We start from the raw sequence: 18407 nt of genomic DNA, 5'->3' as shown, positions 1-18407 counted from the left end.
AGCATGAGAAAAGAAAACACCCTTAAAGCATTATTATTGAGTTTAGTTTTTATTACTGTTCTGACAACTCAAATGCATTCACAGGAGATGAGTTTTGAAGCATATAATCCAAAATCTACACTGGTAGTGCCAGGCGTTGAAATAAAAAGTGCCAAATATCCATTCATAGATATACATAGTCATCAAAGGGATATGTCTGTGGAAAAATTGACAAGTTTACTTAGTGACATGGAGGTCTTGAACGAGGGTATCATGGTTAATTTAAGCGGCGGTTCTGGGAATAGCCTTAAGGAAAAAGTTGACAATATTAATAAGAGCTACCCAAACCGATTTGTGGTTTTTGCCAATGTAGATTTTGAAGGTGTCGGTAGTTCAAGTTGGGGAGATAAGGCGGCAAGTCAGTTAGAACAGGACATTAAAAATGGTGCCAAAGGACTAAAAATATATAAAAGCCTAGGTTTGCGCTATAAAGATAGTGATGGGAATCGTCTTGCCATAGATGACCCTAGACTAGACCCAATATGGTCCAAATGCGCGGAAATGGGCGTCCCCGTGCTTATACATGCAGCCGACCCAAAGTCTTTTTGGGATGATATGGACAGTGACAATGAACGTTGGTTAGAGTTAAAAACACATCCTAGAAGGAAACGCTCTGCAAATGATCCTGCTCCCTGGGAACAAATAATTCAAGAACAACACAATGTTTTTAAAAAACATCCCAATACCAAATTTATAAATGCCCATATGGGATGGTATGCCAATAATTTAAAAAAGTTGGGTGAACTATTGGACGAAATGCCAAATATGAACGTAGGCATTGCCGCGGTAATTGCTGAGTTAGGAAGACAACCGCAAAATGCGAGGGCTTTTTTCATTTCTTACCAAGATAGAATACTATTTGGTAAGGATAGCTGGCAACCAGAAGAATTTCCAACCTATTTTAGGGTCTTGGAAAGTAACGATGAATATTTCCCATATTATAAGAAATACCATGCTTTTTGGGCAATGTATGGTTTAAATCTACCAGATGAAGTACTTAAAAAGGTCTATTATAAAAATGCACTAAAAATGATACCGGGATTAGATATATCCCTTTTTGAAAAGTAAATAGGCCTTAATGCTCTTTACTGGGAGTTGATTTGGGAGTTTTGTCTACATCTTGAAAAATTCCACAGGAAATTTCTCTTTTGATCAAGGAAGATGTTTTTTTCCTCTTGGTCAACGCCTCTATTTCTTTATTTAAAAACTGCATATAATAATTTTTAAGAGAAACGTGTCAATGCCTAAGAATGTTGTGTTTAGAGGATATTTTTAAAAGAAAAATGAGTTTTTTTCAACTTTTATGTGACAATTAAGGCTGTTCTGATACCTATCGATAAATTAAGTAGCACAAATGGCCAACCAGCGTGTATTTGCAGATTTAATAAGGCAGCATCAAGGATTGTTATACAAAGTAACCTCTATTTACACCAATAATAAGGAAGACCAAGAAGACTTGTTTCAAGAAGTCGTATATCAACTTTGGAAATATTTTGACACTTTTCGTGAAGAATCCAAAGTAACCACTTGGATGTATCGGGTAGCGATGAATACCGCTATAACCTATTTAAAAAAATCCAAGAAAAAGGGTAGTTGTATACCAATAGCCGATACCATTCTGGTACAAACCAATAGTCAAAATGAAGTTTTTGAAGAACGATTAAGGTTATTATATACCCATATAGGACATCTTTCACAAATGGACAAAGGCCTTATGCTATTTGAAGGAAAAAGTTATAAGGAAATGGCTGTTATCACCGGCCTTAACCCTTCCAATGTTGGCACACGTATATCAAGAATAAAAGAAAAATTGAAACAAAATATGACCAAATCATAATCGTATGGAAATAGAAGAATTACAAAAGGCTTGGGAGCACATGAGTCACGAATTGGAACATCAAAAAAAATTAACCGATGAAATCATAATGAAAATGACTAAGGATAAATTCAAGAGTAAATTTAGAAAACTAGCTACTTATGAAAGTATAGGTGCTGCCATATGTTATGGGGTCTCAGTACTGGTACTATTTAATTTTAACAAACTGGATACTTGGTATTTGATGGTTTGCGGTATAGTGACAATTGCTTTTTTAACAATCTTGCCAACATTGGTTTTAGGTGCATTGAGGGAAATACAAAACGTGGATATCTCCAACGGTACCTATAAGGAAAATCTTGTGACCTATAGCAAGGCTAAAAACAAACTATTAAAGCTTCAGCAAATTGGCATTGGATTAAATTTTTTAGTCATGTTTTTAGTGGTTCCCGTAACTACTAAGATCTTATCCAATAAAAATGTCTTTTTGATTAAAATGGAACCCGTACAGTGGATAGCTATTTTTGTTGCCCTTATTTTTATGTTTATTATTTCGAGGTGGGGATATAAAAGTTATTTAAAAATCACAAATAGTGCTGCTCAAATTCTGAAAGATTTTGAGTAGTATTATTCTGTAAGCTTTTTTTGAATGTAGTTTAATATTAGCATCCAATTCATTTTAAGTAGGAGGGAGGCTGTGGGAACATTGTCGTCCTCAATGGCAGAAATTATGGCTTCATGCTGATTATCAGATCTATTATAGAATAACTCATCAGATGTAAAGGCACGTTCGTAAAAGAAAATGCGGGTTTTGAGGTCTTTTAGAATTTGTAATGCTAAATCATTTTCAAAACCATGTGTCAAAATTTCATGAAAATCCAAATCGGCCTGTATTCTTGAAATAGCATCTTGCGCATTCTCAAAAACTTCCTGCTGTTTTTTTAATGCAACAATGGTCTCTTCGTTAAATTCAGCACTTTCAATTGCCATAACCTCTAAACTAGCTACAAGATTATAAAGATCCTCCGCTTCCTTTACATCTAATTCTGCAATAATAAATCCCCGATTGGGTACCGCTTTGATGATATGGGCTTGTTGTAATTGGGTCAAAGCCTCCCGTATTGGGGTTACACTAACCTTAAGCTCTCTAGCTAGGGCCGCTAAATTTAGCGTTTTACCTAATTGTAAATTGCCAGATTTCATTTCTGTCAAAAGATAGTCCCGTACTTGATCCCTTAAATTAATTTTATTGATCATAAATCAAATATAATATATCGTATATGATTTAACGATAATGCAATAAGAATAGTATCTACACTTACCATGGATTATTCGATGAAACACAATATCCCAAGATACTAAAAGGAATGACAATCCGTTTTAATGGTTTAACCCACAAACAAAACAATATGAAAAATGTAACAACAATTTTAAAGAACTTAGGTGTTCTAGCTTTAGGTTTATTGGTAACTTATAGTTGTAGTGACGATGCGGAGACAGAAAATGAAGTACAGTTGACCCAAACCGAAGTTAAAGCAATACTAGAAGCAGATGATGTTTCTGGTGCTGTTGATACCGTACTTTCCGAATTGTATATGAATAACGGTACTACTGGCAAATCTAGTAGTGCTAACGACTGTTATAGTGCCGAATATACCGATACGGGTTATGTAGCTACTTTTAACAATTGTGTATTAAATGGAACGGACAATATCAACGGTACCCTTACGGTAACCTATAATTTAGAGAGTGAAACGGCTTCGTATACTGCTAATTACGTGGATTTTTATGTAGGTGAAATTAAGATAAATGGTACAAGAACCTATGTTCTTAGTGGTAATTCTACCCAAAATTCAATCTCATTTTCAGTTACTAGTGACATGAGTTTAATTTTAGAAGATGGTTCTGAAATAGCAGAAAATGGCACAAAAACATTTGGTATTACTTTTGGTGATAGCTTGGAGACATCTACGTTCACTATAGATGGTAGTTGGGTCTTATTTTTAGACGGCAACACATATAGTGTAACTGTAAACTCTGTTCTACAAGGCAATTTTAGCTGTAGTTATTTAAATATGGGTGCTATGACCGTAAATAAAAATGGATTAGCTATTGATGTGGATTTTGGTGATGGAACCTGTGATGACATAGCAACTATAACATATCCAAACGGGGTAGAGGAAGAAATTACATTGCGGGATTAAACCTGATCAATAGGTATTGGAATAAAAAAAGGATGGGATTGATGAAGTCTCATCCTTTTTCTTTGTTGCTAATTCTGCATTGCCAAAGAATGCGATTCTTTAGCTGCTACCCAACGAACACTCTTATTTCTAGGCATATTTGTGAAAAATGCAAATTTACTTGCCGTAGTTGGGAGCATTCTTCTGTTATGTTTCATGACTCCTGTTTTTAGATTGATTCTGTTTTGAATGATTAATAGGTATGGTGTCTTACCTCTGCCCACTGTACCCTTTTACTTTTGCTAAACGTGGAAAAGTAAGCGTGTCTTCTAGATTCTGTCGGTGATTGATTGATGAAAATTCTCATGATGTCTGTTTTTATGATTGATGTATGATTTATAAATAGTGAATTTGATTAATGGCTATGTTGTCTTACCTCTGCCCATTGTACCCTTTTACTTTTGCTAAACGTTGAAAAGTAAGCGTGTCTTCTAGATTCTGTCGGTGATTGATTGATGAAAGTTCTCATGATGTCTGTTTTTATGATTGATGTATGATTTAGTATTAGTGAATTTGATTAATGGGTATGATGTCTTACCTCTGCCCATTGTACCCTTTTGCTTTTGCTAAACGTTGAAAAGTAAGCGTGTCTTCTAGATTCTGTAGGTGATTGATTGATGAAAGTTCTCATAATGAAATTTTTTAAAATTGATGAATAATTATTTTGTTGTTATATCTAGTAGACGATACATTGCTATTTTTGTTACAGTACTATGTATAAAAAGGTACTATATTTAACAATATTTAACAACTATTAATCATCAAAAAAATTATAACGCATTGTTTTTCAGTTTATTAAATGAATTTAATTTACTTTAGAATATTTGTAATACTTTTTACAACTACGTTCAACCTAAATTTTATCACTATTAATAGTAGAATAAAAGTAACTTGACAAGTAAATACTTGATGGCATATATGCTTAATAATCAAAATACAAATCATATCTTTGTACAAGTTTAAAGGGAAGCAGGAGCTTCTTGCTACGACCTTAAAATGAACAATTTTGCCATTATCAAGAGCAACTTATTCATATTAGTCACCACGTACTTCTATTCTTCTTAAACACCTATTGTTTCACACTAAAATTACTAATGGCAAAATCTCAACAAACATTTAACAAAACTGAAAAGGAAAAAAAGCGCTTAAAAAAGCGCGAAGAAAAAAAGAAGAAAATGCTGGCCCGTAAAGCGGCGGCAAAGGACAGTGGAACCTCAGGTATACCTCTAGCTTATGTAGATTATAATGGTAATTTGGTAGATACACCGCCAGATCCTTCCATGAAAGTTGAAATAGAAGCAGAGGATATCATTTTGGGAATTCCTAAAAAAGAAGAGGGCGATGTAGAGGAGTTTGATCCAGTAAGAAATGGTAAGGTATCGTTCTTTGATACTTCTAAAGGTTTTGGTTTTATCATAGATTCTGAAAACAACGAAAAATATTTTGTTCATGTTAGTGGACTTATCGATGAAATCAATGAAAATGATAAGGTTTCTTATGAGTTGGAAAAAGGCATGAAGGGTATGAACGCTGTTCGTGTAAAAAAAATATAGTCCACACCGCACGTTAAATAATGACTGCTGCCAAACGTAATACAGGCCTGATTATATTGGCGTTTTTTGCTATCTATGTCATCTGGGGCTCCACCTATTTGCTTAATAAAATTGCAGTTACAGAGTTGCCTGCATTTATGTTAGCGGGTATCCGATTTGTAGTAGCAGGTTGTTTAATATTTGGTATTGCCAAATTACTTGGTCTATCTTTAAAAATCACTGGCAAACAATTGTTGAACACCTTAATTGCAGGATTTTTATTCGTAACCTTTGGCAATGGGGTAATGGTCTGGGCACTAAAATATGTAGATAGTGGATTTGCCGCATTAGAGGTTTCTGCACAACCACTAGTGGTATTGATCTTAATGCGGATTTTACAGGGCAAAAGAATTCAGCCCATGTCTATAGTTGGTGTAGCCTTGGGTATTTTAGGCATTTATTTATTGGTGAGTCAAAAACAGATTATTACCCAGGAAGGAGCACTTTTAGGTATGCTTCTTATATTTCTATGTATGCTAAGTTGGTCTTATGGCTGCCTTTTTATTGGCAAGGCCGATCTACCTTCTAACTATTTTGTAAATACTGGATACCAAATGGTAATTGGCGGACTTATGCTGTTTTTGATAAGTTTGGCTATCGGTGAACACTGGATTTCTCCTTTAGATTGGAGTACTCCGGTTAAATGGTCTATGTTATTACTGGTATTGTTGGGCAGTATCGTAGCCTATACGGCGTTCAACTACTTGTTAAAAGCGGTTTCTCCAGAAAAAGTGGCCACTTCATCCTATGTAAACCCAATTATTGCAATGTTGCTTGGTTGGTATTTTTTACATGAAGAGATAACTGTGCAATCCACAATAGCGGCACTCATATTGCTTACGGGCGTTTATTTTATCAATACAAAAAAGAAATTGACCCTTTTGTCTCGGTTCACCTCAAAGAAATTAGGGAATTAAATCCTTTAGTTCTTGAACATCACGCTCTTGTAAAGTTTCAATTGTTATTTGTCCTATACGTATCCTCACCAATCTTACTGTTGGGAAACCTACGGCTGCGGTCATTTTTCTAATCTGCCTAAACTTACCTTCCTTTAAAATAATACGAATCCAAGAGTTTGGTCTATGCACCCCAATCCTTAATTTAGGGCTTGGTTTAGGTAAACTTGGCTCATGATCTAAAAGAAACACTTTACAAGGCTTGGTCATATACGTTTCCCCAAATAAACCAATGGCAACGCCATTCTCTAAAATTGTGATGGCGTCAGTAGTAATATTACCATCTAACTGAACCAAATATTCCTTTTCTAATCCACTTCTATTTATAATATCACTTATTTTACCATTCGTGGTCATTAAAAGTAAGCCCTCAGACTTTTCATCCAATCGCCCAATTGGCATAGAACCTTTGGGAAAAGGATGTAGCTCTGATAAAAACTTTTTCTTTTTAAGCTGTTTGTCCTCGCCGGATGACAATTGGCTTAACATACCAAACGGTTTGTACAATTTATAGTAACTATGGGTTTTCATACAAAATGAATGAAAATAGAAGGCTTTTAATATGGAATTGGTCGGAAAGATACCCTTTTTATCCTATTCATTAGTATTACCCTTTTGAAGGTATTACCTTTGCAGGCCCGAGAAAAAGATAAAATGCAAGAGACCGTTTTTGAATTACAGGATAAAAAGACAGAAAAAGAACTTTACAGCTACCAGCAAGGAGCCATTCAGCAAATCTTTGAGAAGTTCGATACTGAAAGAGATGATTATCACTTATTGTACCAGTTGCCTACCGGTGGTGGTAAGACCGTAATATTTTCAGAAATAGTAAGACAATACTTAAAAAACCATTCCAAGAAAGTATTGGTTATGACCCATAGGGTAGAGCTTTGCACTCAAACTTCTGATATGCTAACCAGTTTTGGCGTAATCAACAAAGTGGTCAATAGCAAGGCAAACTTGGACGATCATGAAAAGTACAGTTGTTATGTGGCCATGGTAGAGACCTTAAACAACCGTCTTAATGATGATAAACTGGATATTTCTGATGTTGGTCTTGTAATTATAGATGAGGCCCACTACAATTCTTTTACAAAGCTTTTCAAGTTTTTTGAAAATTCATTTATACTAGGCGTTACTGCTACACCATTAAGTTCTAATAAAGATTTGCCTATGAACGGCAATTATGATGAACTTATTCCCGGTGAATCCATAGAAAATTTAATTGAGAACGATTTTCTGGCCCGTGCAGAGGTGTTCCAATATGATATGGGTTTAACTTCATTGGAAGTAGGTTCCAATGGCGACTATACGGTAAAATCATCGGCAGACCTGTATACGAGTCCGTCTATGTTAAATAAACTTTTGGAGGCCTACACCAAACATTCCAAAGGCAAAAAGACACTTATTTTCAATAATGGTATAGAAACGTCCATACAAGTATATTATACATTCCAGAATGCTGGTTTACCAATCATGCATTTGGATAATACGGCCACCAAAAAACAACGTAAACAAATATTAAAATGGTTTAAGGAAACACCAGATGCCATTTTAACGTCTGTAAGTATATTGACCACTGGTTTTGATGAACCTACCATAGACACCATAATATTAAACAGGGCCACCAAATCATTGACCTTATACTATCAGATGATAGGTAGGGGTTCCCGTGTGTTAAACAATAAATCTAAATTTACGGTAATTGACCTTGGCAACAACATGTACCGCTTTGGACCCTGGGGTGCTGATTTAGATTGGGTCACCATATTTAAGTCGCCCAATTTCTACATGGACCGTATTAAGGATGATGAAGAAATTGAAGGTGCATTTAAACATGATTTATCAGAAGAGATTAAAGCTGAATTCTCAAAGTCTGAAGAGACTTATTTTGATATTAAGGAAACCTATCAAAAAGCAACATTTGCAGGTGAATCCTCAAAAGTAGTGTTAGAAAAATCAATTGAACACCACGCTTATATCTGCATAGAAAACAGTGAGGATGTTTATGATGCCATTGCATTGGCCAAGTTGCTTAAAGATGATATAGACAATAGAATACATGTTTATGCCAAATGCATCAGTAAGAGTACCTATAACTTTCTTAGCTGGCTAAAGGACGACTATCAAAAGAAATTAAACGCCTATTTAAGGGAAAATTTTGACACCGTATTTGAGGACATTCATGGGCATCCCCCTGAGGATTAACTCAATTATTCAACCAATACGTAAACTTTAGTGTAAGACCCCAATTCCTTGTCTCAAAAGGGGTTATAAAATAGTTATTGGTATAGACCAGAAACAAATCTGAGGCTGGACTATAGCGCCATTGAAAACGGGAGTTTAAGTTAAAGTTGCCTGTTTGCTCGTTATATTGGAACAAGTTGGCAAAAAATAGTTTATTGGTAAATGTAATATCAGCTTCTGCTCCTATTAACCAAAATTCGTTTTTGTTCCAAGGGGCAGGTAAATTGATGTGATTATAATTTAAGTTGGCACTTAAACTTACATAAGGCTGAAATCGATATCCCAATTCCGTAGTTAAACTGGTCCTATTTCCATCTTGATAATACCCTCCTAGGCGCCCCCCTAAAGAATAGGTGAAAAGACTTTGCGGCTTAGATTGATATTCCCAACCAAAGGCGTTCCAATGGTGTTTTGTTCCCTCGGCCAAATCGGCTATTCCCAATCTGGTTGGGTCAAAGGGTGAAAGTAGTTCAACATAATCATCGGAGACAAAAAACATAAGGCTGTTTCTCTTTCTGAAATCGAACTGATAGGTTAAATAAGCAGTATGGTCTGTTTCTACCCAATTACTATTAAAAAAAGTGATATTATTAAGTTGTGGTCCATGGCTGAGTATTGGGCCAGCTTTGGGAAAAAATAAATACCCTACATTACCCGTTAAATTTCTATAACCACTACGACGCACAAATCCAACTTCAGCAGAATAATTATCACTGACCCATTCCTCCTGTACACGCCAATTCAATTTTCTACTTCTATACTCCAAATGGGCACCTTGAGCTATTCCTTTACTACTATCATCTGGAGCCAGCGATTTTAGGAGAAAAGCCTTTCCATTCCATAAGTTGTTAGAGGATGCCAGGTTATATTCTACTCCTAAATTCCGATTAAATTTGGAGTATTGACTGTTTATAGAATCATTTTTAGTTGGGTAATTCATAGACTGTTTATTAACCACCATAAGGCCAATATTACTGCGGCCAAATACTTTTCTTTGTAAGGAAAGCACCCCGAAATTCTGACTTGGCAAACCGGTTTCATCCATACTGGCTGTCTGCATATCCATTATGCCCAAACGCCATTTGTCATTCAAATTACCGCTAACACGGGCACCTGCCTGTATAGGAACACCCAGTCCAATTCTTCTTGAGAAAAAAGGTCTAATAGTGGCGTACCCAAAATTAGCGAACAAATCCCCATTCTCCAGAAAGAACTGTCGTCGCTCAGGGAAGAAAAGTTCAAAACGATCTAAATTGGTTACTTGACGGTCTACCTCTACTTGAGAAAAGTCTGGATTTACAGTAAGGTCAAGGTTCAATGAAGAGGTAAGGCTAAACTTGATGTCACCACCAATTTTGGCATCGGTTTGGGTATTCCCATTTACTTCCAAATCTTGGCTTACCTCGCCTAATACATAAGGTATAATTGAAAAATTAGTTCCCGGTGCTGGAGGAGGGGCATCCCATACCAATGTTCCTGAATATGCCAAAGAAGAAGTTGGAAACTGTCTTGGAACAGGTGTCCAACTAGATTTTTCGCTAGATTTTAGATCAAGCCTACTAAAATTTATACCCCATTCTGTTACTCCTTCCTCATATCGTATGGACTTAAATGGTACTGCCATTTCAAAAACCCATTTTTCATCGTCCCGGGTAACTTCGGAAATCCATTTACTATCCCAATTTAGATCTATCCCTGACCCGTTGTACATGGTTCCATCCCATTGTGCACCAAAGGCATTGGAACCAAATGAAAACCCTGTGGTCTGGTTGTTAAATGGGTCTAAAAAAAGCAGAAAATTATCGTTCTTACCAAATGAAAAATCACGGCGTAAGGATTCTACGAAATAATTCGCCTTTGTGGCATTGTAAAAAGTAGCGAGTAAGTAAATATTCTTGTCGTCATAGGTCATTTTAATAGTAGTGGGTTCTGTGGCCTTCCCTTTATCCATGGGTAATACCATAAAAAAATCTTTGGCCTCTTCAACATTTTCCCAGGCCTTTTCATTTCCGACACCATCTATCTCTATTGGACCAGAAGCTTTTTTGATGTGAAGTCGGTAGCTGCTGTTTTTCTTTTGTGCCTGGGAAATAGTAGTACAAAGTAAAAGGAAAATAAGTACGTAAAAATTTAATTTCATTGAGTATAAGTTGGTGCGCACAACTTAATTAAAATTCATCATTTAACTTTTTAAAATTTAAAAAATTATGCTAAAATTCATGTAACTACCTTTAAACTTCACCAATTTAGTAAGATACGAAGCCTACTATTAAACTAATTTTAACTTTATTTGTCCCAAAGCGTAAAGAATTGTAGTAATGAATCCTATTCTTGAAAAACATATAAAAAAATATATTCAGCCTTCAGAAGAAGATATTTCGTTATTTTCCAGTCTAGTGACATTTCAAACAGTAACTGCTAAATCATTCTTGTTAGAACCAGGAAACTCGTCTAAAAATGAGTTTTTTGTGGTAAAGGGCTGCCTAAAAGCGTATTATTTAGATAGTAAGGGTGCAAGACATATTATTCAGTTTGCCATAGAAAATTGGTGGGTAAGCGATTTTGAGGCATTTTACAAAAACACTCCATCTACTTTATATATTGAGGCAATAGAAGATTCTACCTTATTAACGTTGAGCTACGAAAACAAGGAAATATTATTTTTAAAATCGCCCATTTTTGAGCGTTATTTCAGAATTCTTTTGACCAACGCATTTATTGGTGTGCGTAAACGAATTCTTTCTTCATTACAAAAAGATGCCACTGAACGTTATTTAGAATTTTGCAACGTTTACCCGAGTATCGAACATCGTGTTCAAAACAATCATATAGCCAATTATTTGGGAATATCCCCAGAAAGTCTTTGTCGAATTAAAAGAGCGCTTAAAAATAATTTGACGAATTGACATAGGTCAATTGAATACAGAAAAGAGTATTTTACTTTTGGTTCATCTGAAAATTGTTCACTCTCCTTAATAATCCGGGTGATGCATTTACTTCTGTTGAAAACAACCATATTGTGGCAATTGCTCGTGCTGAAGCTATATAATGAGTAAGTAACCATTAACTAATTCATTAAAGACGGGTGTCATACATTTTTGTGTGACACCTTTTTTATACCATTCAATATTTTATTCATAAGAGCAAAGAAAATAAACCCTAATGACGGAACTTTGTAAAAGAATTATTTAAAAACGTATTAAAATGAATAAGCAAGCATTGCTAGAGCCGTACCATAACAACAACTTGAACCTCAAAAATAGGGTGGTTATGGCACCAATGACCCGCAGTAGGGCAACAAATAAGGAAAAGAAACCAACAGAAGAGCTACAGGCTCAATATTATGCTCAAAGGGCATCCGCAGGATTGATTATTACAGAAGGCTCACAAGTTTCTGAAAGGGCAGTAGGATACATTAACACACCTGGTATTTATTCTAAATCACAAGTGGAAGGATGGAAAAAAGTAACCGAGGCCGTGCATAATAAAGACGGTAAAATATTTATACAACTTTGGCATGTTGGTCGTATGTCTCATCCAGATTTTCATAATGGCGAGCTGCCGTTAGCACCATCTGCAATAAACCCAAATGCCAAGTCATACACACCAGAAGGATTCAAAGAAACGGTCACGCCCAAAGAAATGTCTTTGGATGACATCAACACGACAGTACAGGATTTTAAAAATGCGGCAAAAAATGCTGTTGAAGCAGGTTTTGATGGTGTAGAAATCCATTCTTCAAATGGTTATTTATTCCATCAATTTTTTAATGCATGTTCAAATGAACGAAAAGATAAATATGGTGGAAGTATAGAAAATAGGGCACGTATCTTTTTTGAGGTGTTGGACGAAATAAAAAAAGTAATTCCAGAGCAGAAAATTGGTGCAAGGTTTAACCCCTCCCTACATGGACTCTTTGGCATGGAGATGGACAAGGAAACAATTCCTACATTTGAATATGTTATCAAAAAACTGAACAACTACGATTTGGCTTATGTACATCTATCAGAGCCTTTTACAGATGTATCGAAAATCCCTTATGCCGTTCAGAATATAGCTGAACATTTTAGACCCCTTTATCATGGAACCTTGATGATTAATGGGGGATTTGACCAAGAATCAGGAAATAATATAATTTCCAACCGCAACGCAGATTTAGTGGCATTTGGTAAACTATACATCTCTAACCCAGATCTAGTGGAACGATTTGAAAGTAATTCTGAACTGGCCAAGTGGGACGAGGAAACTTTTTACACCCCTGATAAAGAAGGCTATTTGGATTACCCAACATTTAAGGAAAAAACAAAAGCATAAGATTTTATCTTAAATAATTATATATTTAGATAATTAGAATTAATCCTAAAAAATTGAAATATGAAATTTACAAGAAATGCAAAAGCACAATGGCAAGGAAGCGGAAAAGAAGGCAAAGGCTTTTTAACTACTGATAGTACCGTATTGTCAGAAACACCATATTCCTTTAGCACAAGATTTGAGGATGAAAAAGGAACAAATCCTGAAGAACTTGTTGGTGCAGCACATGCAGGTTGTTTCGCCATGCAACTAAGCTTTTTGCTGGGTGAAGAAGGGTTTACCCCAAATACACTTGATGTTGCTGCAAATGTTAATTTTGTGGACGGTGAGATAAAAACCATAACACTAAATTTAAAGGGCGATGTTCCCAACATTAGTCTAGCCAAATTTGAGGAAATAGCGAATAAAGCAAAAGAAATTTGTCCTATTTCTAAACTTCTTAAGGCAGAAATAGAACTTAAAACCTCATTGAAAAATATTTAAAAGAAGAATTCTTAAAACAATATGGGTTTTCACAAATCACGTTAACTTGGGTCTGGAAACTTTGAACCCTTATTTATTTTAGCACAAATTTTAAGTCATATGAAAATTAAGAGTTCCCTTTACCTACTTATTTTATTTTCGTTACTCGCAGGAATTTCTGCATGTAAAGACAAACAAAAAAAAGGTCATGACGCTGAGGAAAACCAAGAACCGATTCCTTTGGATAGTACAGATTTGGCTCTTCTTGAGCTAGACTTACCAGATGGCTTTAATATTTCAGTTTATGCTAGGGGAGTAGACGGTGCCCGTTCCATGGCCATGGGTGATAATGGTACTTTATTTGTTGGTACAAGAAATGAAAATACGGTTTACGCTATTCAAGATACCAACAATGACTTTATAGCCGATAATGTAATGGTGTTGGATACGATGCAAGTACCCAATGGAATAGCTATGCGCAACGGTGACCTTTATGTAGCTCAAGTAGGTAGCCTTTGGAGATATCCCAATATTGAAAATCAATTAGGTAGACCTTTAAAAAAGGAATTGATATATGATGATTATCCTACCGAATTTCATCACGGCTGGAAATATATTGCCTTTGGACCAGATGACAAACTTTATGTTCCTGTTGGGGCTCCTTGTAATATTTGTGACCGTACAGGGGAAGATAAAAGATTTGGCACCATTACCAGAATGGACCCAGATGGTGGTAACAGGGAAATATATGCACAAGGTGTTCGGAATTCTGTTGGGTTTACATGGCACCCAGATACTGGTGAAATGTGGTTTACAGATAATGGAAGGGATATGCTTGGCGATGATATTCCTCCATGTGAGTTAAACAAGGTAACAGAGGTTGGTCAACATTTTGGTTATCCTTTTTGTCATGGGGGCACCATTAAGGACCCAGAATTTGGGGACCAAAAACCTTGTGAGGATTTCATTGCTCCCGCCAAACAATTGGGAGCCCATGTGGCACCATTGGGAATAAAGTTCAATACGGGAAAAATGTTTCCTGTAGCTTATAAAAATAAAGCCTTAATAGCGGAGCATGGTTCATGGAACCGAAGCAAAAAGGTGGGCTATCGTATCATGATGGCGGACATTAGGGATGGAAATGTTGTCAGCTATGAACCATTTATTGAAGGCTGGTTGAATAATAGCACAGAGAAAGTTACCGGCAGACCGGTTGATTTATTATGGTTAAAAGATGGTTCCTTGCTTATTTCCGATGACTATGGCGATGCTATTTATCGTGTTTCTTACAGTGATACGGCACTAGCGAGTATGGAATAAATACACTTACGAATTCGATTTCCAAACCTTATATTTATAATTCAAAAATGTTCAACACAACTTTTTAACACCTTACGGTCATTATGAATAATCAATCTACTCGAAGAACCTTTTTAAAACAAAGCGGTGTCCTATCGGTTAGCTCATTGTTGCCATTATCAGTATTTGAAATCAAACCACGTTTTAAAATGGGATTACAACTGTTTACTATTCGTGATGCGATGGCCAAAGATCCAATAGAAAGTATAAAGTATGCTAGAGGATTGGGATATGAGGACGGGGAAATATACGGGTACGATGGTGATAATGACACATATTACGGGATTAAATCGAAGGAATTTAAAAAGCAATTGGAAGACTTGGATTTTACAATTTCAAGTGGTCATTATGATTTTTCAAGTCGTTTTAATGACCCAATGGAAAAGCTTGAACGTTATGTAGACCAATGTATAGAAGGTTCATATATCTTAAATAGCAAATTTATTACATGGCCTTGGTTGGCACCAGAGTTTTGTACCATAGAAAATTTCAAGATCCTTACGGACAAATTAAATAGAATAGGGGAGCGGATAAACAAAGCCGGAATGCAATTTGCCTATCATAATCATGATTTTGAATTTACAGACCATAATGGAGAGCAAGGCTACAACATCATACTTTCGGGTACCGACCCAAATTTAGTGAAGTTACAAATGGATATGTATTGGGTAGAACATTCATCAAAGAAAAGTCCAGCTGAATTGATTGCAGAGAACCCTGGCAGATATGTCATGTGGCATATTAAAGACATGGACAAGGTAACTCGTGACTATTCCGAGATGGGTAATGGCTCTATTGATTATAAAAACCTCTTGTCTTCTATTGAAAAAGAAGACTTGCAGTACTATTATATTGAGCAAGGGGGAAACTTTGCCGTAAATTCAATGCAAAGTATTACCGATAGTGCCATATATTTTAAAAAGCATCTTCAGCGATATTTATGATAAATGAAGTATCCAGATAAAGTATATTTAAACGGAAAAATTGTTCATTATAAAGATGCGAACATTTCTGTTTTTGACCGTGGTTTTATTTTTGGTGATGGTATATACGAGGTAATGGTACAGATTGCTGGCTCTTTTTTTTATGAAAAAGACCACCTAGAAAGGCTCAAAGACGGATTATCAAAAATAAATATTGATTTTAATGTTGACAGTTTACAGCCTGAAATAAAAAAACTTTTAAAAGCCGTAAACCTTACAAGTGAAGATTGCATGTTATATATGCAAATTACACGCGGCGTAGCGCCTAGACAACATGCCTTTCCAAAAAATATAGCCCCTACCGTGTTTTTCTATGCCGTACCAAAAGTATTGCCCAGCATTAACCCAGTTCATGCAAAGGTCATAACTAGGGAAGATTTTAGATGGTCTCGTTGTGATATAAAAATGACCTCTTTATTGGGTAATGTAATGCTCAATGAAACTGCCATGGAAAATGACTGTTTTGAAACCATTTTAGTACGTGATGGTTTCATAACCGAAGCGTCCCATTGTAACGTTTTTTTTGTTAAGGACGATGTCGTTTATACCCATGCTACAAATAATCATATTTTAGATGGAATTACAAGAAAAGTAGTTATTGAATTGTGTGAAAAACTAGATATCGGTATTGTTGAGGAGGCCATATTGTCTAAAGATATTTTTGATATGGATGAAGCTTTTCTCACTGGAACCAGTACGCAAATTGCTTCCATACAAAAAATAGATGGGCATACTTTTTACAAAGGTGAAGTTTGCGGGAAAACAACACGAAGACTACAAGAAGCATTTTTAGAACTAAAGGCTTCCAGCTAAATTAAATAATCTCTTAAAATTGTATATTTAAAGTCATTGAAGCATATCAACTATATACTTTTAATAAAACATGTTAACTAATTATATATACCAAACCATGAAAAATCGACTATTACTTTGGACAACGTTACTTTTGATGCATTTTATAGTATCTGCAAATACCATTGAAAATAACAATGCCTATACCATCATTATCAGTAGTTATGATTGGGGACCTGGAGTAAACAAAGTGGTAGTACAAAAACCAGCAACGGAAAAACCGTTTGGAATACAAGACTTTACGGTATTGGTATCCCGTAGTAAGGAAAATGTAGAAATGTCCGTATCGGAGGCTTCGGGAGAAAGAACCGTACTTTACACATATCCTTCCGATGAAAATGGAAATCGTTTAGAAGAAGGCAGCCATATTACTTTGGTATTATTGGTAAGCCCAATTGACCCTTTGAGTTCCCCAATTAAATATTATCGTAGCAATGGACGCGGGAGTAACCAATGGATTGATTATAAGTTGTCCATTACCCATAAACCTTCCAATTCCGTTTGGTACAAGGAGAATAAACGCATTATACCATCACTGGACAAATTTGATTTATCCGGTGTTTACCAATATAAAGATATCCAACTTACCTATGGCAGTTACGCCCCCAAAGGAGATAAGAAATCTCCATTGATCATATGGCTTCATGGTGGGGGTGAAGGGGGTACTGATCCCAGCATTGCCCTTATTGCCAATAAAGCCGTTAATTATGCCTCGCCAGAAATACAAAATATCTTTAATGGATCATATGTGTTAGCAGCACAAACGCCTACTTTTTGGATGCAAAGCGCTACAGGTGAGTATACAAGGGGAGATACTAATGATATTTATAATGAAGCATTGATCAACCTAATAAAAGATTTTGTGGCTAAAAATCCGAATATTGACAAAGATCGAATATATATTGGTGGTTGTTCTAACGGCGGGTATATGAGCCTTAAATTAATTTTGAACAACCCAAAATATTTTGCCGCTGGGTATATCAGTGCCTTGGCATATCAAAATGAATATGTGACGGATGAGATGGTACAAAGCATTAAGAACGTGCCAATTTGGTTTGTACATTCAAAAGATGACACGACAACTGTACCCGATGAAACAGTGGTACCCCTATATCATAGATTAATTTCGGCAGGTGCGCCTAATGTTCATTTTTCACTTTATGATCATGTAATTGACCTAAACGGAATTTATGGTGGTGAAAATTACCATTTCCCAGGCCACTGGTCATGGGTTTATTCACATAGCAATGATGCCGATTTTGATTTTGATGGAAACCCTGTACTCGTGAAAAATAAACCAGTTAGCATAATGGAATGGTTGGCCGCACAGCATAATTAAAAAATACACTTAGTTTTTAAAGACAACTATAAATTTAATAAGAGACCGTCCAAAAAACCAAAAATTAGCACTACTGTCATATCGAGCGCAGCCGAGATATATTGATTTTTAGTTCTCGACTACGCTCGAACAGACAAGAAAAGTGCTTTTTGGAAGGCCTCATCTTTTAGTTATGTTTTTATTTTTTGAGAAGCTAGATTAGCAA

Annotated in this window: 19 protein-coding genes; 14 read left to right on the top strand and 5 right to left on the bottom strand. The window is 35.7% G+C overall.

All coding sequences use genetic code 11. The features are described 5' to 3' along the window. Nucleotides 1–3 precede the first annotated feature (3 nt). A complete protein-coding gene (locus ACOCEA_RS09335; protein WP_420755963.1) occupies nucleotides 4–1107 on the top strand; it encodes an amidohydrolase family protein in 1104 nt (367 codons plus the stop codon). A gap of 7 nt (nucleotides 1108–1114) precedes the next feature. Here the strand turns inward: ACOCEA_RS09335 and ACOCEA_RS09330 are convergent, their stop codons facing one another. Then, nucleotides 1115–1252 carry a hypothetical protein gene (locus ACOCEA_RS09330; RefSeq protein WP_420755962.1) on the bottom strand — a complete coding sequence of 46 codons (138 nt, stop codon included), beginning with the start codon at nucleotides 1250–1252 and terminating at the stop codon, nucleotides 1115–1117. 141 nt (nucleotides 1253–1393) lie between these two features. Between ACOCEA_RS09330 and ACOCEA_RS09325 the strand changes: the two genes are divergently transcribed. Together ACOCEA_RS09325 and ACOCEA_RS09320 are read left to right on the top strand one after the other, a co-directional pair. Then, a complete protein-coding gene (locus tag ACOCEA_RS09325; RefSeq protein ID WP_420755961.1) occupies nucleotides 1394–1876 on the top strand; it encodes an RNA polymerase sigma factor in 483 nt (160 codons plus the stop codon). Nucleotides 1877–1880: 4 nt separating this feature from the next. Beyond that, complete coding sequence (locus ACOCEA_RS09320; RefSeq protein WP_420755960.1) at nucleotides 1881–2480, top strand: hypothetical protein; 600 nt, start codon at nucleotides 1881–1883, stop codon at nucleotides 2478–2480. A 2-nt stretch (nucleotides 2481–2482) separates the two neighbouring features. Here the strand turns inward: ACOCEA_RS09320 and ACOCEA_RS09315 are convergent, their stop codons facing one another. Next, nucleotides 2483–3112, bottom strand: a complete 630-nt coding sequence (locus tag ACOCEA_RS09315) for a GntR family transcriptional regulator (protein WP_420755959.1) — start codon at nucleotides 3110–3112, stop codon at nucleotides 2483–2485. Nucleotides 3113–3264: 152 nt separating this feature from the next. Here ACOCEA_RS09315 and ACOCEA_RS09310 point away from each other — a divergent pair, with 152 nt between their 5' ends. Then, complete coding sequence (locus tag ACOCEA_RS09310) at nucleotides 3265–4059, top strand: hypothetical protein (RefSeq protein ID WP_420755958.1); 795 nt, start codon at nucleotides 3265–3267, stop codon at nucleotides 4057–4059. Nucleotides 4060–4127: 68 nt separating this feature from the next. Here the strand turns inward: ACOCEA_RS09310 and ACOCEA_RS09305 are convergent, their stop codons facing one another. After that, the gene (locus tag ACOCEA_RS09305; protein ID WP_420755957.1) at nucleotides 4128–4256 is read right to left on the bottom strand and encodes a hypothetical protein; all 129 of its coding nucleotides are present in this window, start codon (nucleotides 4254–4256) and stop codon (nucleotides 4128–4130) included. 936 nt (nucleotides 4257–5192) lie between these two features. Here ACOCEA_RS09305 and ACOCEA_RS09300 point away from each other — a divergent pair. Beyond that, nucleotides 5193–5651 carry a cold-shock protein gene (locus ACOCEA_RS09300; RefSeq protein ID WP_420755956.1) on the top strand — a complete coding sequence of 153 codons (459 nt, stop codon included), beginning with the start codon at nucleotides 5193–5195 and terminating at the stop codon, nucleotides 5649–5651. 20 nt (nucleotides 5652–5671) lie between these two features. Beyond that, nucleotides 5672–6607, top strand: coding sequence for an EamA family transporter (locus ACOCEA_RS09295; RefSeq protein ID WP_420755955.1), 936 nt, complete (start codon nucleotides 5672–5674; stop codon nucleotides 6605–6607). On the opposite strand, the gene ACOCEA_RS09290 is transcribed toward ACOCEA_RS09295, so the two are convergent. Then, on the bottom strand, nucleotides 6596–7177 hold the full coding sequence (locus ACOCEA_RS09290; protein WP_420755954.1) for a pseudouridine synthase: 582 nt from the start codon (nucleotides 7175–7177) through the stop codon (nucleotides 6596–6598). The two genes, ACOCEA_RS09295 and ACOCEA_RS09290, sit on opposite strands and share 12 nt — an antisense overlap. A 123-nt stretch (nucleotides 7178–7300) precedes the next feature. Here ACOCEA_RS09290 and ACOCEA_RS09285 point away from each other — a divergent pair, with 123 nt between their 5' ends. Then, the gene (locus ACOCEA_RS09285) at nucleotides 7301–8854 is read left to right on the top strand and encodes a DEAD/DEAH box helicase (protein WP_420755953.1); all 1554 of its coding nucleotides are present in this window, start codon (nucleotides 7301–7303) and stop codon (nucleotides 8852–8854) included. Between the two features lies 1 nt (nucleotide 8855). Here the strand turns inward: ACOCEA_RS09285 and ACOCEA_RS09280 are convergent, their stop codons facing one another. After that, a complete protein-coding gene (locus ACOCEA_RS09280; RefSeq protein ID WP_420755952.1) occupies nucleotides 8856–11033 on the bottom strand; it encodes a DUF5916 domain-containing protein in 2178 nt (725 codons plus the stop codon). A 178-nt stretch (nucleotides 11034–11211) separates the two neighbouring features. Here ACOCEA_RS09280 and ACOCEA_RS09275 point away from each other — a divergent pair, with 178 nt between their 5' ends. The 7 genes from ACOCEA_RS09275 to ACOCEA_RS09245 all read left to right on the top strand — a co-directional run bounded on the left by ACOCEA_RS09275 (nucleotide 11212) and on the right by ACOCEA_RS09245 (nucleotide 18202). Then, a complete protein-coding gene (locus ACOCEA_RS09275) occupies nucleotides 11212–11799 on the top strand; it encodes a Crp/Fnr family transcriptional regulator (RefSeq protein ID WP_420755951.1) in 588 nt (195 codons plus the stop codon). 298 nt (nucleotides 11800–12097) lie between these two features. Continuing rightward, the gene (locus ACOCEA_RS09270) at nucleotides 12098–13207 is read left to right on the top strand and encodes an alkene reductase (RefSeq protein ID WP_420755950.1); all 1110 of its coding nucleotides are present in this window, start codon (nucleotides 12098–12100) and stop codon (nucleotides 13205–13207) included. 60 nt (nucleotides 13208–13267) lie between these two features. Then, complete coding sequence (locus tag ACOCEA_RS09265) at nucleotides 13268–13690, top strand: OsmC family protein (protein ID WP_420755949.1); 423 nt, start codon at nucleotides 13268–13270, stop codon at nucleotides 13688–13690. 99 nt (nucleotides 13691–13789) lie between these two features. After that, a complete protein-coding gene (locus ACOCEA_RS09260; protein WP_420755948.1) occupies nucleotides 13790–14989 on the top strand; it encodes a PQQ-dependent sugar dehydrogenase in 1200 nt (399 codons plus the stop codon). An 83-nt stretch (nucleotides 14990–15072) separates the two neighbouring features. Continuing rightward, complete coding sequence (locus ACOCEA_RS09255; RefSeq protein ID WP_420755947.1) at nucleotides 15073–15972, top strand: sugar phosphate isomerase/epimerase family protein; 900 nt, start codon at nucleotides 15073–15075, stop codon at nucleotides 15970–15972. 3 nt (nucleotides 15973–15975) lie between these two features. Continuing rightward, a complete protein-coding gene (locus tag ACOCEA_RS09250) occupies nucleotides 15976–16824 on the top strand; it encodes an aminotransferase class IV (RefSeq protein ID WP_420755946.1) in 849 nt (282 codons plus the stop codon). A gap of 97 nt (nucleotides 16825–16921) precedes the next feature. Further along, nucleotides 16922–18202: a prolyl oligopeptidase family serine peptidase gene (locus tag ACOCEA_RS09245; protein ID WP_420755945.1), complete on the top strand. Its 1281-nt coding sequence runs from the start codon at nucleotides 16922–16924 to the stop codon at nucleotides 18200–18202. Nucleotides 18203–18407: the final 205 nt, after the last annotated feature.

This window comes from Maribacter luteocoastalis, assembly GCF_048890225.1.
Lineage (GTDB): Bacteria > Bacteroidota > Bacteroidia > Flavobacteriales > Flavobacteriaceae > Maribacter > Maribacter luteocoastalis.
The sequence above is the reverse complement of the archived record's forward strand: the minus strand, read 5'-3'. Positions and strand labels throughout refer to the sequence as shown.

What these genes read in the sequence shown, in the direction of transcription:
- ACOCEA_RS09255 (WP_420755947.1), top strand. Translation starts at nt 15,073, where the DNA reads ATGAATAATCAATCTACTCGAAGAACCTTTTTAAAACAAAGCGGTGTC.
- ACOCEA_RS09320 (WP_420755960.1), top strand. Translation starts at nt 1,881, where the DNA reads ATGGAAATAGAAGAATTACAAAAGGCTTGGGAGCACATGAGTCACGAA.
- ACOCEA_RS09250 (WP_420755946.1), top strand. Translation starts at nt 15,976, where the DNA reads ATGAAGTATCCAGATAAAGTATATTTAAACGGAAAAATTGTTCATTAT.
- ACOCEA_RS09325 (WP_420755961.1), top strand. Translation starts at nt 1,394, where the DNA reads ATGGCCAACCAGCGTGTATTTGCAGATTTAATAAGGCAGCATCAAGGA.
- ACOCEA_RS09265 (WP_420755949.1), top strand. Translation starts at nt 13,268, where the DNA reads ATGAAATTTACAAGAAATGCAAAAGCACAATGGCAAGGAAGCGGAAAA.
- ACOCEA_RS09330 (WP_420755962.1), bottom strand. Translation starts at nt 1,252, where the DNA reads ATGCAGTTTTTAAATAAAGAAATAGAGGCGTTGACCAAGAGGAAAAAA.
- ACOCEA_RS09295 (WP_420755955.1), top strand. Translation starts at nt 5,672, where the DNA reads ATGACTGCTGCCAAACGTAATACAGGCCTGATTATATTGGCGTTTTTT.
- ACOCEA_RS09285 (WP_420755953.1), top strand. Translation starts at nt 7,301, where the DNA reads ATGCAAGAGACCGTTTTTGAATTACAGGATAAAAAGACAGAAAAAGAA.
- ACOCEA_RS09315 (WP_420755959.1), bottom strand. Translation starts at nt 3,112, where the DNA reads ATGATCAATAAAATTAATTTAAGGGATCAAGTACGGGACTATCTTTTG.
- ACOCEA_RS09300 (WP_420755956.1), top strand. Translation starts at nt 5,193, where the DNA reads ATGGCAAAATCTCAACAAACATTTAACAAAACTGAAAAGGAAAAAAAG.
- ACOCEA_RS09335 (WP_420755963.1), top strand. Translation starts at nt 4, where the DNA reads ATGAGAAAAGAAAACACCCTTAAAGCATTATTATTGAGTTTAGTTTTT.
- ACOCEA_RS09275 (WP_420755951.1), top strand. Translation starts at nt 11,212, where the DNA reads ATGAATCCTATTCTTGAAAAACATATAAAAAAATATATTCAGCCTTCA.
- ACOCEA_RS09305 (WP_420755957.1), bottom strand. Translation starts at nt 4,256, where the DNA reads ATGAAACATAACAGAAGAATGCTCCCAACTACGGCAAGTAAATTTGCA.
- ACOCEA_RS09260 (WP_420755948.1), top strand. Translation starts at nt 13,790, where the DNA reads ATGAAAATTAAGAGTTCCCTTTACCTACTTATTTTATTTTCGTTACTC.
- ACOCEA_RS09270 (WP_420755950.1), top strand. Translation starts at nt 12,098, where the DNA reads ATGAATAAGCAAGCATTGCTAGAGCCGTACCATAACAACAACTTGAAC.
- ACOCEA_RS09245 (WP_420755945.1), top strand. Translation starts at nt 16,922, where the DNA reads ATGAAAAATCGACTATTACTTTGGACAACGTTACTTTTGATGCATTTT.
- ACOCEA_RS09280 (WP_420755952.1), bottom strand. Translation starts at nt 11,033, where the DNA reads ATGAAATTAAATTTTTACGTACTTATTTTCCTTTTACTTTGTACTACT.
- ACOCEA_RS09310 (WP_420755958.1), top strand. Translation starts at nt 3,265, where the DNA reads ATGAAAAATGTAACAACAATTTTAAAGAACTTAGGTGTTCTAGCTTTA.
- ACOCEA_RS09290 (WP_420755954.1), bottom strand. Translation starts at nt 7,177, where the DNA reads ATGAAAACCCATAGTTACTATAAATTGTACAAACCGTTTGGTATGTTA.